Here is a 15,755-nt window from a genome sequence, read left to right as displayed (position 1 = left end):
AGGAATCGAATGAAGTTTTCTCTATCATTACAGTTCCCTCCTTTCTTTACGTGCAAGATAAAGGAAGAAAGGTACACCGATCAGTGCAATAATTGCTCCAAGCGGCGTTTCATTAGGGGGATTAATCATCCGTGCTGTTAAATCTGCAAATACTGCAAGCAGACTGCCAAGAATAGCTGAACATGGAATGATCCATCTGTAATCCACACCTACAAAAAAACGGGTCAAATGGGGAATAATTAGTCCAATGAACCCAACGGCTCCTACTACTGCAACTGATGATCCAGCCAGAATCAATACGATTAAAGTCCCTGCCAGCTTAACAAGCCCTGTGCGCTGGCCTAGCCCTTTAGCAACATCGTCACCTAGGCTGAGCATTGTAATCGATCGGGATATTACCATAGCCCCAATTAACGCTGCTCCTATCCAAGGGAACATGACTTTAAGCTGAATCCATTTCGTCCCAGCCACGCCTCCCGCATACCAGAAAGCCAAATCTTGCCCAATGTGAAAATATAAAGCTACCCCTTCACTCAGCGCTGACAGCAGTGCACTAAAAGCAGCACCTGCCAGCACCAGACGAGCAGGAGTCAGCCCTCCCTTGGCCAATGATCCGACCCCATACACAACCCCAGCCCCTACTCCGGCACCAATGAAGGAATATAGGATTAAATACATAAACGATAGATTCGGGAAAAATGCAAAACAAAGCGCCAGCGCAAATCCTGCGCCTGAGTTGATGCCCATCAAACCTGAATCTGCGAGTGGATTTCGGGTCATTCCCTGCATAATGGCACCCGCAACTGCAAAGCTGGCCCCTATCATTGCCCCGCCAAGTACACGGGGTAATCGTAATTCTCTAATAATCTGATGATCCATGATCTCCGGATCAAAGTGAAACACAGCTGCCCACACCACAGAAAGTTTAATATCAGCCGCTCCAAAGGAGACTGAAACAGCGATACCTAGTGCTAATAGTACCAGACCGCCAACCAAGATTAACGTGGCAGCCCAAGGACGTGAACGGAACTCTTGTATGGCTGACCCTTTATTAGGTCTAATCTTGGAAGATATCTGTTGATTCATGAATGCCACCCTATTTCTATGAAATTGATTCTCATTATCACTATGCTATTGTAAATGAGCCTTCCTAGGTTTGGCAATAGATAGATTTAATAGGAGGCATTTATTTTATTGCATTGACAGGAATTCTAGGATTTGATAAAGTTCAAATTGAAAATAATAATGATAATGATTCTCATTATTATTTGTTGGTACACATATATAGGGAGGTTTATCATGCTAAAAAGAAAGACCCTCTTCCCCATCCTGGCACTCATAATGTTATTGTCTGTATTTGTGACAGCTTGCGGGGGAACAAACAATGCTTCATCTAATAAACCAACAGAAACAACAGAAGCAACTACAGCACCGAGCACAGAGCCAACGACTGCTCCTGAGGCTTCAGCTGCTGAAATGCGTAGCTATGAAACCACTAAAGGTACTGTGCAAATACCTGTAAAACCACAGCGGATTATTACAGATTATTATGGTGGGGAGTTGCTCTCCGTAGGAGCAAATGTTGTAGGTGTCGAACCTAGTACCTTTGATAATCCCTTCTTGAAAGACCTGCTCACAAACACACAAGATGTCGGTGCTCCAGTTAACGCCGAGAAAGCTCTGGAACTTACACCTGATCTAATCGTCGTTATGTATGATGATAACTACGATGCTTTATCCAAAATTGCTCCAACCATTCATATTCCATACGGAACTGCTACAAATATCTATGAAACTGTTAAACTGTTCGGTGACATTGTAGGTGTGCCTGACAAAGCTGAACAATTTATTGCTGACTTTGAGAAAAAGGCTGCTGAAGGCCGCGAGAAGCTTAAAGGTGTCGTAAATGAAAATGATACTTTTGGAATCTATGAGCTGACTGATAAAGGTGAGCTATGGACCTTCGGAAATAATGCTGGCCGGGGTGGACAAGCCCTTTATAACGCACTTAAGCTAAAAATGCCTACTAAGAACAGCAATGACAACCAAACGTTGCAGCTGTCCATGGAGCTATTGCCAGAATATGCAGCTGACTACATGTTCCTCACCACTTATGATCCTGACAAAAAAGGAGATAAGCTGAAAGAACTGAAGGAATCTCCAGTTTGGAACGGACTTGATGCTGCGAAGAACGATCATCTATTCTACAATGATTTTGATACCTACTACCGCTATGATCCGATTGCGATTACCGCACAGATTGATCTGTTCGTAGATATGATTCTTGAACGCAACGGTAAGAAATAAACATAGGCACATACAAAAACACCCTACTTTAGGCACTGTCTAAAGTGGGGTGTTTGGCTATACATAATAAGCTTCTGTTAAATTTATATCATCTAGTATATTCATTATACTCATCGGTGTTATTTAATTTTTTGTACATATACTCATCATTTTTAAGCTTATAGAGCTGCCCCATCCCCGCAAATACGAAAAACAGCACCAAAATTAATCCATACGCATAGGTGAATTCACCAATATAAAAGCAAGTGACTATCGCAACAAGGGTCAAGATCATTAATGCGACTGCAATTCTGGAAAAAATCTTTTTCAAATGGAATCCCCCCACGTTTTGTGCACCAATATTATCATATTTGGGATTAAATTGAAATCTCATTTTGTTCTATTAAGGGAATATCGAGTAGCTTAATATGTACCAGCATATTGTGAGTGTATATTTTAGTGTATATACGATAAAAGAGGACTTGAAATAAAAGATACGCTCCGCCTACTAACAAACAAAACCACATCGGCTCCAGAGCTGTAGACATTTCAACCCTGGAAGAACCAACAACATAAAAAGAAGACAATGCAATACCTAATGCATAAGGGAGAAAAAACAGCACTTTTAAAGGGCCGCCTATAATACGAGCCACGTCCTTAGTAGTAATTCCAATCTTGTTCAGCTTCCTGAATTTGATCCGCTCACGCTCTAAATCGGTCTGAATACTGAAATGCAGCACTATCCCGGAGGCGCCGAAAAATATTAAACCAACAAATGAAATTACGAAGATTCCAAATCGGCCAGACTCCTGTAACTGTAGATAGTCACTTATTCTAGACTTCGTAGAGAATACGAGGGCCTCTTGCCGCTCATTGCCATACCAGGACTCTGTATTGTCTTTGTTATATTTGGCTAAAGCGGCATTTAACTTAGCATCTATATCCGCAGTTTTTTTCCAATCCTTAAAATTCAGGAGCTGAAGGATACCGATCGCTTTTTTATTTTCCGCTTTCAGCGCCATATAATCCTCTTCGTTTACAATGATATGAAGACCATTCATTAAATTCGGCACAGGGTTAAATACCATGTTAAATAGGATACCTTGTGAATACAGCGTATGCTTCCCGGAAGCAAGCGTCAGGTCAAAGGTGGGCATTTCCGGTCTTTGATTCTTCCACTCTTCTCCTTGTGCAACTGTGGCCAGATTTAGAAAGTGATCTTTCTCCACATGATAATCAGAGCCGATTAATGCGTTTATATTCTGGTCCAGAAATATTTTAAAATTAAACAAGTCGATATACTCCAGCTTTTGGTGTGAAAGCAGCGGCGTAGCGCCATGATCCGTGATCTCACTTAGTATTTTTGGTGAGATGCTATTTTTTCCGAATACTTCTGAATAGGCAATATCATATGGATTGTTTGCAACCGGAATTTCCTCAGCATTCCAGGTCAAATAAAAAATAATCCCGCTTAGAGAAATCGTGATGAAGACGAGAAAGGTGATGAGAGAAAGCACTACTTTGGAGCGACCAAGGGTATAGATCAAATTGGAACTAAACAGCAGGTGCTTGTGATATGCTCTGCTTGATCGCGATATAAAAAGTTTCATCCAGTCCCCAAGTCCTGACAGCAGCAAATAAACGCCCAACATACTAATTCCCAGATTTATTAACATCATGCGAGCATCGGAAGGGTTGTAATGAGTGAGCATATTATAAACGGAGATTCCCAACAGTAAAACTCCGATGACTCCGGTGATTTTCCCATGAATCAGGTTGCGTTCTGCGGTTCTGGATTCTTTTAAAAGACGTAAAATGCTGTATCTCAAAGTGAATAGCAAATTGATTGCAATCACAACTATGTAAATCACCGCGAAGAATTTAATGGTATACAGATAACTATCCAGCGTCAGTATAAAAGCACTGTCCCCAATATTAACTAACAGCGAAACAATGAAGAAAAAAATACCGGAGAAAACCGTCCCTGCACCTAAACCAGTGAGAATCGAGGCTAAAGCGATCATGCTATTCTCGAACAAAATGATTTTGCGGATATTGTGGCTTGTCATTCCAAGTACCATTAATAGCCCAAAGTCGCTTTTTCTGAATTTCAAAAAGGCCATCTGCGCATATACAATAAACAGAACAGCAAACACTCTTATCACCAAAAAAGGAGCATATAAATTACCTGACACCATCCCATTCACTTGATAAGGGTCATTAAAATCAGGATTACTGTACAGCGAATAAAATGTAAAAAAGATCATGACTGTAAAGCTGCTGCATAAGAAAAACAACAAATATCTTCTAAGATTCGCCTTAAATATCTGAAATGCCATTCTCCTAAAGGTCATCTTCTCCCCCTCCAATAAAGGCCAGGTTCTCCAGAATCAGATCAAAAAATGCTCTGCGCTCTTTATTCTCTCTAGCAATCTCTAGTAGAGCCTTCCCATCTTTGATAAAAAGCACGCGATTACAATAGCTGGCCGCAAAAGGATCATGCGTGACCATCACTATCGTTGCTCCTTTTAGAGTGTTGAGCTTGGCGAAGGTTGCCATCACCGTACTCGAGGATTTGGAATCCAAATTCCCCGTCGGCTCGTCCGCAAAAATCACATCTGGATGATTAATAATCGCCCTGCTGATCGCCGCACGCTGCTGTTGCCCCCCTGAAACCATATAAGGATATTTGTCCTTCACCTCATCCAGATCAAATAGCGATAACGTCTCATCTGTCTTGGCATTGATATCTTCTACCTCTTGATCATCCAGCACCATGGGCACCATGATATTTTCCCGTAGGGTCAGACTATCCAGCAGATTGTAATCCTGAAAAACGAATCCCATACGCTGCCGGCGAAAAAGCGCAAGCTCGTTCTTGGACATCTCACTTATACTAGTCTCTGCAATTCTTACAACCCCACTATACTCCGTATCGATTCCGCTTAGTATATTTAAAAGTGTCGTTTTTCCGCTCCCCGAGGGTCCCATAATCGCCACAAACTCGCCACTGTCCACAGTAAGACTAATCCCGTTCAGCGCTCGATACCGATTCGTTTTGCCTTTTCCTTTGTATTCTTTTGAGAGATTCTCTACTTGCAGTATGGACATCCTAACACCTTCTCATTGATAGGTTTGAATTGAGTTACATTAAATGGAATTCAATCACTCGGTATTACTATAAAGCTAAGAAGGGCGTTCGTTTGTTAGATTGCTCACAGCGCAAAAAAAGCAGGATACCTCCTCTATAATTTCCGCTCCCGCAAAAAACAAAGGCAAAGAAAACCAGTAAAAGCAAGTCCTCCGATTGCTGCTAATGAGAAGGAAAACGCCCTTACATAATCCGCTAGATCTGCTTCCAAAAGAGAATGCTTTAGCGAAGCGGAGAATAAAATACCGATTAACGCCACTCCTAACGAATTCGCAAAATACATAAAGGTAGTGATCAAGCCTGAACCCGTGCCCGTGATCTTTGGGGGTACTGAACTAAGCGTGACGTTAACTAGGGGCGTAGTAGCCATTCCGAGACCGAAACCATATATCAATAATATTAGGATATTACGAGGGTCCAGCAGATGCGTAACGTCCACATTTAGCTCTAACATAAGCAGCAGGCTACAGCTACCCATCATCAGCGCTCCTATCTTAAGAACACTCATCCCCCATCTTTTGACCATTCGAGACGAGATTAAGGAAGTCAGAAAAAAGCCTATCCCTATAGGCAAGAAAACCATACTCGTATCTTGAACACTATAGTGCAAACCAAATTGCATATAATAGCTCAAAATAAAAAAGAAAGAGAACATACTTAGATAAAGGACAAGAACGGTTGCCAGACCAGCGCTAAATGTTCGATCTCTGAAAATAGACAGATCGACTAACGGTAACGCCCCCTGCTTTCCCTTTCGATTTTCAACCCAGATAAAAGTAAACAACACGAAAAGAGCTAACATTAGACAGCCAAAAATCCACAACGGCCACCCTTGTTTTTGTCCCTCTGACAACGGATAGATCAGCAGGAACAAACCGATCAGCAGAAGGAAGCTTCCAGTCCAATCAATACTGTGCGCCTGCTCAGCCCGTGTTTCAGGTACAATCGGCATTAACAGCAGGACGAGAAGTCCAAATGGCACATTGAAAAAAAACACCGTCCGCCAACCGAGATCGAACGGATTCCAATTCACAATAGTGCCTCCGAGGATGAATCCGAATGCAAATCCAAAACCAATCATGGCGCCGTAAATGCCGAAAACAAGCCCTTTTTCCTTTGGCAGAAAGCTGACCTGCAGCGTAGATAGAACCTGAGGTTGAATAAACGCCGCAGCCAAACCCTGCACAATCCGAATAATAATCAGAAGTTCCGGATCTGAGGTCAATCCGCCTAACACTGCCATGACCGTAAACCCGCTCACCCCGATCATCAACATCCGTTTTCTGCCGTATATATCCCCAAGCTTTCCACTAATAATCAACGCCACAGCTAATCCTAGCGAAAATCCGGTAACGATAAGCTGTGCTTCCGAAAAGCTTGCGTTCAAGCTATATTGCATAGATGGAAGCGCAACTTGAATCATATAAGTATTTAATGAAATAAGTAATGTTGGCAGTAAAATAACCCCCAGCGCATACCACCGGTGCGAATCTACTTGTTGTTGTTCCATTGTATAACCACCTTTTTATCTGCAATCTATGTAATTATTATCATTTAGAGTGGTCTTTTTCTCTACCTGTTAAGGGAGGTGCACTCCTTGATAAGGGAGCAAACACAAAAAAACCTCAAGCAGACAGAATATAACGTTCGATTCCGAACCCTATGTTCTAACACTTGAAGCTTTAAGCTTTCTGCATTTACAAATCTTCCTACAGCCTGTTTCGTTCCAAACTCTGTTGTTCGATACGTTTTAAGTATTCGCTTGGATTGCAGCCATAATGCTTACGAAAGGTCGTCGTGAAATTGCTGACATTGCTATATCCGACCGAAACAGCTGTTTTCCCTATATTCAAACCTTCAACCTCCATATACCAGAGCGCTTTCTCCATCCTTTTTATACGTACTAGCTCGAAGATCGTCATGCCAAATAATTCGCGGAAGCCTTTTTTTAGCTTGAATTCGTTGATACCTACCCGCTTAGCCAACTCACGTATAGATAACGGTTGTTCGAAATGGATTTGCACCAATTCATGTACCCGCTTCAGATTGGTAATATCATCGTGCCGCAGCGTCATACTATCGCTAATAGAACCGTAACCATCAGACTCACCAAACAAAGCAATAAATTCAAGGGCTTTGCTCTCCATATATAAACGTCTCAATGTTCCATGATAGGTACAGTGGATTATTTCGGAGACACATTTTCGGATTGCCGCAGTATCTGGATAACGATCAATATTGCCACGATGATGTCTAAGCCAGGTTTCCATCTGCTGCTTCTCCGATAAATCTCCGGCGTAATTCAGCAGTTCACTAGGAGCAAACCGTATTTCCAGCAATTGATTGGGGACACCTGCTTTTTTCTCTTCATACACCTGAACATCCTCTAGAAAAAGGACATTGCCCATTTGTTTATCCGTGTAACTTTCCTTGCCGTTCCATTCGCAATAGATTTCTCCGCTTAGATTATAGCTTAGTTCAAACAACGGACAAGCTTCTTGAATGTGGAGCTTCATATCCTGTTCGTAAGTTATGTCCGTATACATAATCTCCATACCTGGACGAATCCGTGTACGGGTGACACTTCCCTTGCCAATATGTGAAGGGATAGTAAGCCGTTGTTCCCATTGGTTATGCTCAACATGCCCCTCTATCCGTTCTGTAAATTGATCAAAAAGATCATGAATTTCCATATTCAATATATTTAAAGTCATCGCAAACCTCTCCTTCTTCGCTCCTTGTATACGATGAGTTACATAATCTCTGCTCTAGCTCCGTAAATGATAATTGTTATCACTTGAAAGTGTCAACCTGAAATACAAAAAAGCATTGGCGGATTTTATCCTGCCAACGCTTTTTCAGAAGTAAAATAAGACCGTTCAAACTGATGGAAATGTGTCCCTTCGGTATCTCAGCTCCCCCGTAACCTCCATAATCTTCGAGGCTAACAAATGCGAGGGCAGCTCGTAATCCACACAACCCAGCTTCGCCGCTGCTTCAGGCATTTCACTTTCAATAGAAGTTTCTTGCGATTCTACAAGCGTTGATTGGGCACCAGCATGTTTGGCAGCTAGCATCCCTTTAGCGCCATCATTTCCCATTCCGGTCATTAGGATTAAATGCTGCTGTAGACCAGTTAATGCAGATATAGACTCAAACAAGACATCGACCGAAGGACAGTGCCCATTCACTGCAGGCTTTTTCATAAGTTTTATTCTGAGATCTTGCCCCTCCCGAATGATGGTCATATGAGAATTACCTGGAGCGATATAGACGGTTCCCCCGAGCACCGATTGCTTGTCCTTGGCTTCCACCACCCGTACACTTGAGAACCGATTCAGTCGTTCCGCCAATGCTTTTGTGTACTTAGGCGGCATATGTTGCACAATTAGCAGGGGATACGGGAAGCTCGCTGGAAGTGAGGTAATTAAGATTTCTAATGCCTTCGGCCCTCCTACTCCACATCCAATTCCCACGATCTGCTCAATGACTTCTGTACATCCACTCTTATCGTTTTTTTGTTTCTCTTGTCGAGCTTTCACTTTGGAGATGTTTATATTGTTAAGAATAAGAGTTCTTAAAGGAATTTCAGCGGCTTTCTTAATTTTGAATAATAACTCATCTTTTATGCTGTATAGACCAGGTCCATAAGATTGAGCTGGCTTGGAGATGAAATCCACTGCACCATTTTGTAGAGCAGTAATGGTTGCAGTTATACCTTCCTTTGTAGCTGAGCTCAGGATAAGTATAGGTGTTGGCCGCTGTGACATTATGCTTGTGAGTGCTACCAAACCGTTCAATTCCGGCATTTCTATATCTATAGCCACGACATCGGGCCTGAGTTTTTGAACCATGCTGATCGCTTCGGATGCATTTCGAGCTACTCCAATGACCTCGAGGGTTGAATCCTCCGAAATTAGGTTCGAGATCTGTTTACGCATGGTTACTGAAGCAGCTACAACGAGCACCTTTATTTTTTGCACTACTTCTCCTCTCCTATCAATGATAATACCCCTGACACTGTTTATTTAACTTTAAAAATAGATACCAGACTATTTAACTCTTCTGCTAGCTGAGCCAAACCATTGGCCGTCGTTGCCGTTTCACTGCTGCTTGCCGCCATTTCTTCAGTTGCCGCGGATATGCTCTCAATTGAGAACATCACCTCAGACGATTGTGCAGCCTGTTCTTCACTGGCAGCCGCAATTTCTGTTACTTTATGAGCGGTATCGTTCACCATCGTAAGGATATGTTCAAAGGCTTCTCCATTTTTTTGTGAAAAAGCTACTCCTTCTACTACGGCATTTACACTATGCTGCGTATTCTTCTGCATTTCTTTGATAATGCCCGTGATTTGTTTCGTAGCCCCACTGCTCCGCTCAGCTAACTTTCTTACTTCATTCGCAACAACGGCAAAACCTCGACCTTGTTCACCTGCGCGGGCCGCTTCTATCGCTGCGTTCAGGGCTAGCAGATTTGTCTGTTGGGCAATATCTTCAATCACCGCAATAATCTCACCAATCTTATCAGAATCTTCCGCAAGTCTAGACATTTGAGTATCCAGTACTGTCATTCCTTGTACGGAGTTCTTAACCACGATCCCTCCATCTTGAGCGATACGCATCGTTTGATCTGACAGCTCAGATGCCTGTTCAGCACTCTGGGCTACTGAATTAATCGCCGCAGATAATTCTCGGAACAACTCATTCATCGTTTGTGCTGCACTAGCTTGACTCATACTTCCACTAGCTACTTCCTCTGTACTTGCTGAGATTTGCTGTGCAGCAGCTGAGACACTTTCCGCAGAAGAAGAAATGCCGCTCACAGTTCGTCTTAGGTTCAGAACCATTTCATTAACAGAATAAGCTAGCATTCCAATCTCGTCCTTAGATTCCAGATTCGACGTTTCGCTTAAATCACCATTAGCCACTTTACCTAGCAGGCGCATTACTTGATTTAGAGGCCGTGCTATGATCTGCGATATTAGAAGACCCAGACCAATACTGATGAGCAGCGCAACAATAGTAACGCTAAACGTAATCAAACGAGAGGACTGATAAAGGTCATTGGCATTAACAATCGAACCTTGAGCCTGCTTCATATTGATGTCTATTAAATTTTGCAGAAAGTCAGTCAGCTCTGTTGTAGCTGTTTGCAAATCACTTACAAGCAAAAAATTTGTATATTTCTCATTACTAATATTTGTATTATTTAATTCAATAGCCTCATCCAGGCTTGTGATATACCGTTTCCAGATCTCAGGATAATCCTTCATTATGGCTAATTCTTCAGCTCTCAACGCAGTCTTGCTATATTTACCCATGATCTCTTCAATACTTTGAACGTTTTTATGTATTTTATCTTCGTATTCTTTCTTTTCTGCCACTGTTTTAGCCATCGTGTTTATATCACGGATATTGATTCTATTTGTTAAAAATAGTTCATTCGCTTCTCCCAGATAAGCTATAGGTGTTAAGCGGTTTTCATACATGTCCACGATAGAGCGGTCCATCTTACTCAAATTCGTAATTCCATAGAATCCTACAAAGCACAATATTGCGGATACTAACAGAAATGCGGAGATTAACTTCACTGCTGTTCTTAAATTATAAAACCACTTCATTTTCCTCAGCCCCTCATTGGCGTTAGTCATTTTTTAGTAATTCTTAGGAACTATTTCATCATATACGGTAAGCAGATTAAGGTAACCGAAAAAAAATAGCGCGACCACGCAAAAATATTGCGTCATCCCGCAAAAAAAGCGCAGACCAAAAAATCCCGCCTCACAGAACCGTGAACGGGATTTTGATCTATTTGTTTGTTACGAATTTTCATAGTGAATTGTTGAAATCGGACTCCTTCAATATGCCCAGTCGTTTAGCTTTTATTGCCGCTTCAATTCTTGATTTCACATTTAGCTTCTGGAACAGACTCGTTAAACTGTATTCCAGCGATCGTTGACTCATAAGTACAATCTCTGCTATTTCCTTGTTGCTTTTTCCTTTTGCAATCTCTGTCAGCATTTCATGCTCTTTTTTGCTTATCTTCGGGTTTGCTTGGTCAACATTAATCTCCATTCCTTTAGATGATACTTTTCTTAACTGTTTAACTAGGGTATGAGGCAAAATGACATCTCCCCTTAAAGCACAACGCACTGCTGCAACCAACTGCTCTCTATTGGTCGTTTTTGAAATAAACCCAAACAGACCCGATTCGATCATCAAGTTAAATTTGTTAGTAATTTCGTATCCGGTATAGATTAAGATAATCGCGTCTGCGTTTATTTTTAAGACTTCCTTCGCCAAATCAATCCCATTCCCATCAGCGATATGAAGATCAAACAACATCACGTCAAACGTATGGCTACCCACCATGTTAAGCGCCTCATGGGCTGAATTGGCTAGGGTAACCTTCATATCTCCCTCTTGTTCCAGTATCATCTTAGTCCCTTCCATGACAGAGGGATGGTCGTCCACTAACAAAATTTGAATCATGCCTAATACACCCCTATCCCCTTATTATGCCCCATGATTAATCTGCAGGTATGGATATAAAGACAGCTAATCCCTTATTCTCTGGCGAAAGAAATCGTATGGTCCCATCCATACTGCGAACCCTTTCTTTCATCCCATAAATCCCCATACTCTTAATAGAATCCTCTCCTAAAAGGCTCATTCCAATTCCGTTATCTTCATAATCCAAAAGCACCTGTTGCCCTTCACTAGCTAAGGAGATACGTACTTCTGTGGCACAGGAATGTTTAGCTGCATTAGCCAAAAGTTCCTGCACAATACGGTACAGACCTATTAGAATCTCGTCTTTTAACTTATGCCTGAAAGCGTTTGACTCAAAATATATCTGATAGTCGTTCCGCAACTGAGCAAATTCAAACAATGTCTCAAGTGAGGAAGCAAGCCCCTCATTGATTAATGCTGGTGGCCTAAGCTCATTGCAGATAATCCGCAGTTCATAGATAACATCAAGTAAACCTTCTGTGATCTGTTCTAACTGCTCCTTTAGTTCCCCCGTAACGGATTTATCACTTAAAAAATTATCAAGCTTACGATACCAGATGATCTGTTCTTGAAGTGCTGAATCATGTAAATCTTGAGCAAGCCGTTTGCGTTCATTCTCGGATAAATTAAACATAAAGCGTAGTAACCATGTCGGAGCTTGCTCGGAAGCCGCTAACTCAAGGTCCTTAGTTAGATCTTCTATGAGCAAAAAATTATCAAATAACACACTAACATAACGGGTAATCGTCTTCAGCCACACTCGAACAGAACTTATTTCTAATAAAATAGACTTCTCATTAATGGATAGAATATAGCTTTTTCTTCGGAACTCTCCGATCTTAAGTGAATAGCCCTGCTCGGTCTCAATAATCTCGCATATTTTATCATGGTTATCTTCAACTTCAACCATACAAATATTGGTAACCCGCAAGACCTCTCTAACTTCTTTTAGTAATCGTTGTTCCATGTGACTGATCTTCATCGCACCAAACAAATCTTGCGAGAATTGATCAAGACTCATCTGTAAGTTGAAATACCTTTCCTCGCTGTTCCGAATGATCTGCTCTGTAAGCTGTCTTTCCACCTCAATTTTTTTCCGATCACTGATATCCCTAAAGATAGAGATACATGCAACCTTACCCTTATATAGAATTGAGCTAGCTGTTACTTCTACATCGATAATAGATCCATCTGACCGCACGACCTTTTGTTCAATAGGAGCTAATATCCGATTGGGTCCATAATAGATTTCACGCATCCGATCTCTAGCCAGCGTTATATAGTCTGGGTGGGCCCAATTAAAAATAGAGGTGCCAATCAATTGATCCTCACTGCAAACTCCAAACAATCCTAAACAGGAAAAATTCACATAAAGGAATTTATATTCACTATGGAGTACTACCGCTTCAGGTGACATATCAATAAGCAGCCGATTGAGTTCCTCGCTTTCTCTAAGTTCACTCTCCATCTGGACCCTTTTTGTAATGTCTCTCGCTACAATCACAATACTAACTACTTCTCCATCCTCACCAAGAACAGGTGTACCCAAGCATTCCAGATCTATAATGTGACCTTTGATGTGAATAAACCGATTGTAAAACATCTTACATACTTTTGTCCGAAAAATATCCAAGATCTGTTCCCGCAACACTTCTTGTTCATCAGGATGAATATACTCCAAAATGGTTGTGTTCTTTATTGAACCAACAGGAAGACCAATAATTTTCTCACAAGAGGACGAAGCAATAATGAAGTTCCCTTGCTGATCCAGAACCCCAATCATATCCTCCATATTCTCTGTAATAAGCCTGTACTCCGCCTCCCGCTGAGCCAGCCGCTTTTCCACCTCCACAGATGCAGTGATATCTCTTGCGATAACAAAGGTACCCACAATTTGATTGTTTTCATGTACAGGGATGTTTTTCATCGACCAATGGTTAACTAATCCATTCTCGCGGACAGAAGTAACCGTGTAATGCTGCAGAACTCCGCCAACCGTTTTCTCAAAATAATCAGACATCATATACGAATTCTCTGCACCAAATAAATTCACAATGGATAAGTTTTCTCCGAATCTATTAAAAGCTTCTCCAGTAATTTGATCTGCCGCTGGATTGATAGCTACAATGCTGCCCTGCAGATCCAATTCACACACGATATCTGGGTTATGGTCAAACAGGGATTTGTAGCGCTGCTCGCTTTTTAATAGAACCTCTTGCATCTGCTTTTTTTCCGTATGGTCGATTAAGATCCCATTGAGCCGTACCACTGCCCCTGTCTCATCCATACTGGGAATGATCCTGACTTGGACCCATCGGAGTTCACCGCTGGCATGGATGATCCGATATTCACTAAGATTGCTTATTCCTTGCCCCACTGTAGTTATAATCTTCTGAATTAAAGGCCGCTCTTCTTTAGGAGCAATTCTTAGCCAAAAGTCATCTTCCTTCGCCTGTTCTGGTGAATATCCCGTGATATTGAAAATGGCATCCGATATGAATAACATTTTCCGTGATACGTAATCGTAAGACCAAATCGCCACATCGATCGTAGCAAACATCTGCTGATACAGAGAAAAGCTACTCTCTAACTGGGCTTGAGCATTTTTTTGTTCCGTGATATCTATGATTACGCCATCTATTCTACAAACCTTATGCTCTTGATTAAAAACGGGCGTGCCTATACTTTGAACCCACTTCAGCGCTTTTGCAGGTAACTGCATACGATACTCAAGATTACATAGGTGACCAGAGTATAATTTATCTATATACGCATCAAACCGTTCAAGATCCTCACTGTACACATATTCACGTAAAAAATTGGGGTTATGCGGTAAAGCATGATCTGAACAGTCCACCCAATTCTCCAAAACATTCGACATTGTCAGCAAATTTGCTTCCATGTCAATAGACCATGAGGTCATATCCTTGTCGCCAAGTGAATGCATATTGAGATTCCCTCCACATAAAAAGCCCCCCCTTTTCGGGGCGGCTTTTTCTTCCTATTCGCTATTTCGCAAGCGTCTTTACATTTTAGCCATTATCTACTGAGCAATCTGCTCGCGGATATTCTGCAATATTTTCTTCTCCAGCCGGGATACCTGCACTTGAGAAATCCCAAGGCGACTAGCAACCTCTGACTGCGTTTGGTCACGGTAATATCGAAGATAAACAATCAGCCGTTCACGCTCGCTGAGACCTCCGATAGCCTCATTCAGTGCCAGCTTATCAAACCAGCGTTCCTGTGATTCGTCAGCGATTTGATCAATCAGAGTGATCGGGTCACCATCATTCTCGAACACAGTCTCATGAATCGAGGTCGGTGGCTTGTTAGCTTCCTGAGCAAATACCACTTCTTCAGGCGTAACTCCCAGTGCCTCAGCAACTTCACCGATGGTAGGCAGACGGTCCAGCGTCTTAGACATTTCATCCTTCATCTTGCGGACCTTATTAGCCATCTCCTTAAGAGAACGGCTAACTTTCAAGGTTCCATCGTCGCGAAGGAAACGCTGAATCTCGCCAATGATCATCGGCACGGCATAAGTGGAGAATTTGACCTCATAGCTGAGGTCGAACTTATCAACGGACTTCAAGAGCCCGATGCAACCGATCTGGAACAAATCGTCAGGTTCATACCCGCGGTTCATAAACCGCTGCACTACCGACCAGACCAACCGGATATTGCAGCTAACTAGTGTGTCCCGGGCAAGATTATCTCCGGCCTGACTGAGCGCGATAAGACGTTTGACCTCCGCATCGTCCAAATAGGTCGGCGGAGCTTTTTTTGACTCTGCATCCATGGCT

The 15,755-nt window shown here is 42.1% G+C and carries 12 protein-coding genes; 1 reads left to right on the top strand and 11 read right to left on the bottom strand.

From position 1 onward, the window contains the following. Positions 1 to 27 precede the first annotated feature (27 nt). Positions 28 to 1,086: a FecCD family ABC transporter permease gene (locus MHH49_RS19975; RefSeq protein WP_036676077.1), complete on the bottom strand. Its 1,059-nt coding sequence runs from the start codon at positions 1,084 to 1,086 to the stop codon at positions 28 to 30. A gap of 213 nt (positions 1,087 to 1,299) precedes the next feature. Here MHH49_RS19975 and MHH49_RS19970 point away from each other — a divergent pair, with 213 nt between their 5' ends. Then, positions 1,300 to 2,307, top strand: coding sequence for an ABC transporter substrate-binding protein (locus tag MHH49_RS19970; protein ID WP_036676075.1), 1,008 nt, complete (start codon positions 1,300 to 1,302; stop codon positions 2,305 to 2,307). Positions 2,308 to 2,395: 88 nt separating this feature from the next. Here the strand turns inward: MHH49_RS19970 and MHH49_RS19965 are convergent, their stop codons facing one another. The 10 genes from MHH49_RS19965 to sigF all read right to left on the bottom strand — a co-directional run bounded on the left by MHH49_RS19965 (position 2,396) and on the right by sigF (position 15,751). Then, positions 2,396 to 2,617, bottom strand: coding sequence for a hypothetical protein (locus MHH49_RS19965; RefSeq protein ID WP_042190339.1), 222 nt, complete (start codon positions 2,615 to 2,617; stop codon positions 2,396 to 2,398). 46 nt (positions 2,618 to 2,663) lie between these two features. Next, the gene (locus MHH49_RS19960) at positions 2,664 to 4,640 is read right to left on the bottom strand and encodes an FtsX-like permease family protein (protein WP_076101518.1); all 1,977 of its coding nucleotides are present in this window, start codon (positions 4,638 to 4,640) and stop codon (positions 2,664 to 2,666) included. Then, on the bottom strand, positions 4,630 to 5,397 hold the full coding sequence (locus MHH49_RS19955; RefSeq protein ID WP_076101520.1) for an ABC transporter ATP-binding protein: 768 nt from the start codon (positions 5,395 to 5,397) through the stop codon (positions 4,630 to 4,632). The genes MHH49_RS19960 and MHH49_RS19955 overlap by 11 nt, the downstream gene beginning before the upstream one ends. Positions 5,398 to 5,531: 134 nt before the next feature. Then, complete coding sequence (locus MHH49_RS19950) at positions 5,532 to 6,947, bottom strand: MFS transporter (RefSeq protein ID WP_076101522.1); 1,416 nt, start codon at positions 6,945 to 6,947, stop codon at positions 5,532 to 5,534. Between the two features lie 199 nt (positions 6,948 to 7,146). Then, positions 7,147 to 8,151, bottom strand: a complete 1,005-nt coding sequence (locus MHH49_RS19945) for an AraC family transcriptional regulator (RefSeq protein ID WP_076101523.1) — start codon at positions 8,149 to 8,151, stop codon at positions 7,147 to 7,149. A 165-nt stretch (positions 8,152 to 8,316) separates the two neighbouring features. Next, positions 8,317 to 9,420: a chemotaxis-specific protein-glutamate methyltransferase CheB gene (cheB, locus tag MHH49_RS19940; RefSeq protein WP_076101525.1), complete on the bottom strand. Its 1,104-nt coding sequence runs from the start codon at positions 9,418 to 9,420 to the stop codon at positions 8,317 to 8,319. A gap of 41 nt (positions 9,421 to 9,461) precedes the next feature. Next, entirely contained in the window at positions 9,462 to 11,060 is a 1,599-nt protein-coding gene (locus MHH49_RS19935; RefSeq protein ID WP_076101527.1) for a methyl-accepting chemotaxis protein, read from the bottom strand. A 208-nt stretch (positions 11,061 to 11,268) separates the two neighbouring features. Beyond that, positions 11,269 to 11,931, bottom strand: coding sequence for a response regulator transcription factor (locus MHH49_RS19930; RefSeq protein WP_036676060.1), 663 nt, complete (start codon positions 11,929 to 11,931; stop codon positions 11,269 to 11,271). A 37-nt stretch (positions 11,932 to 11,968) separates the two neighbouring features. Then, positions 11,969 to 14,899, bottom strand: a complete 2,931-nt coding sequence (locus tag MHH49_RS19925) for a sensor histidine kinase (RefSeq protein ID WP_339809705.1) — start codon at positions 14,897 to 14,899, stop codon at positions 11,969 to 11,971. Between the two features lie 96 nt (positions 14,900 to 14,995). Beyond that, positions 14,996 to 15,751: an RNA polymerase sporulation sigma factor SigF gene (gene sigF / locus MHH49_RS19920; RefSeq protein ID WP_036676059.1), complete on the bottom strand. Its 756-nt coding sequence runs from the start codon at positions 15,749 to 15,751 to the stop codon at positions 14,996 to 14,998. Positions 15,752 to 15,755: the final 4 nt, after the last annotated feature.

The organism is Paenibacillus sp. FSL F4-0122 (assembly GCF_038002845.1).
GTDB lineage: Bacteria > Bacillota > Bacilli > Paenibacillales > Paenibacillaceae > Paenibacillus_AQ > Paenibacillus_AQ odorifer.
Note: the sequence above shows the minus strand (reverse complement) of the source record. Positions and strands in the feature narration are given on the sequence as shown.

Excerpts from the sequence above, each read along its gene's own strand:
- MHH49_RS19975 (WP_036676077.1), bottom strand. The coding sequence starts at position 1,086 with ATGAATCAACAGATATCTTCCAAGATTAGACCTAATAAAGGGTCAGCC.
- MHH49_RS19970 (WP_036676075.1), top strand. The coding sequence starts at position 1,300 with ATGCTAAAAAGAAAGACCCTCTTCCCCATCCTGGCACTCATAATGTTA.
- MHH49_RS19960 (WP_076101518.1), bottom strand. The coding sequence starts at position 4,640 with ATGACCTTTAGGAGAATGGCATTTCAGATATTTAAGGCGAATCTTAGA.
- MHH49_RS19955 (WP_076101520.1), bottom strand. The coding sequence starts at position 5,397 with ATGTCCATACTGCAAGTAGAGAATCTCTCAAAAGAATACAAAGGAAAA.
- MHH49_RS19950 (WP_076101522.1), bottom strand. The coding sequence starts at position 6,947 with ATGGAACAACAACAAGTAGATTCGCACCGGTGGTATGCGCTGGGGGTT.
- MHH49_RS19945 (WP_076101523.1), bottom strand. The coding sequence starts at position 8,151 with ATGACTTTAAATATATTGAATATGGAAATTCATGATCTTTTTGATCAA.
- MHH49_RS19935 (WP_076101527.1), bottom strand. The coding sequence starts at position 11,060 with ATGAAGTGGTTTTATAATTTAAGAACAGCAGTGAAGTTAATCTCCGCA.
- MHH49_RS19930 (WP_036676060.1), bottom strand. The coding sequence starts at position 11,931 with ATGATTCAAATTTTGTTAGTGGACGACCATCCCTCTGTCATGGAAGGG.
- MHH49_RS19925 (WP_339809705.1), bottom strand. The coding sequence starts at position 14,899 with ATGCATTCACTTGGCGACAAGGATATGACCTCATGGTCTATTGACATG.
- sigF (WP_036676059.1), bottom strand. The coding sequence starts at position 15,751 with ATGGATGCAGAGTCAAAAAAAGCTCCGCCGACCTATTTGGACGATGCG.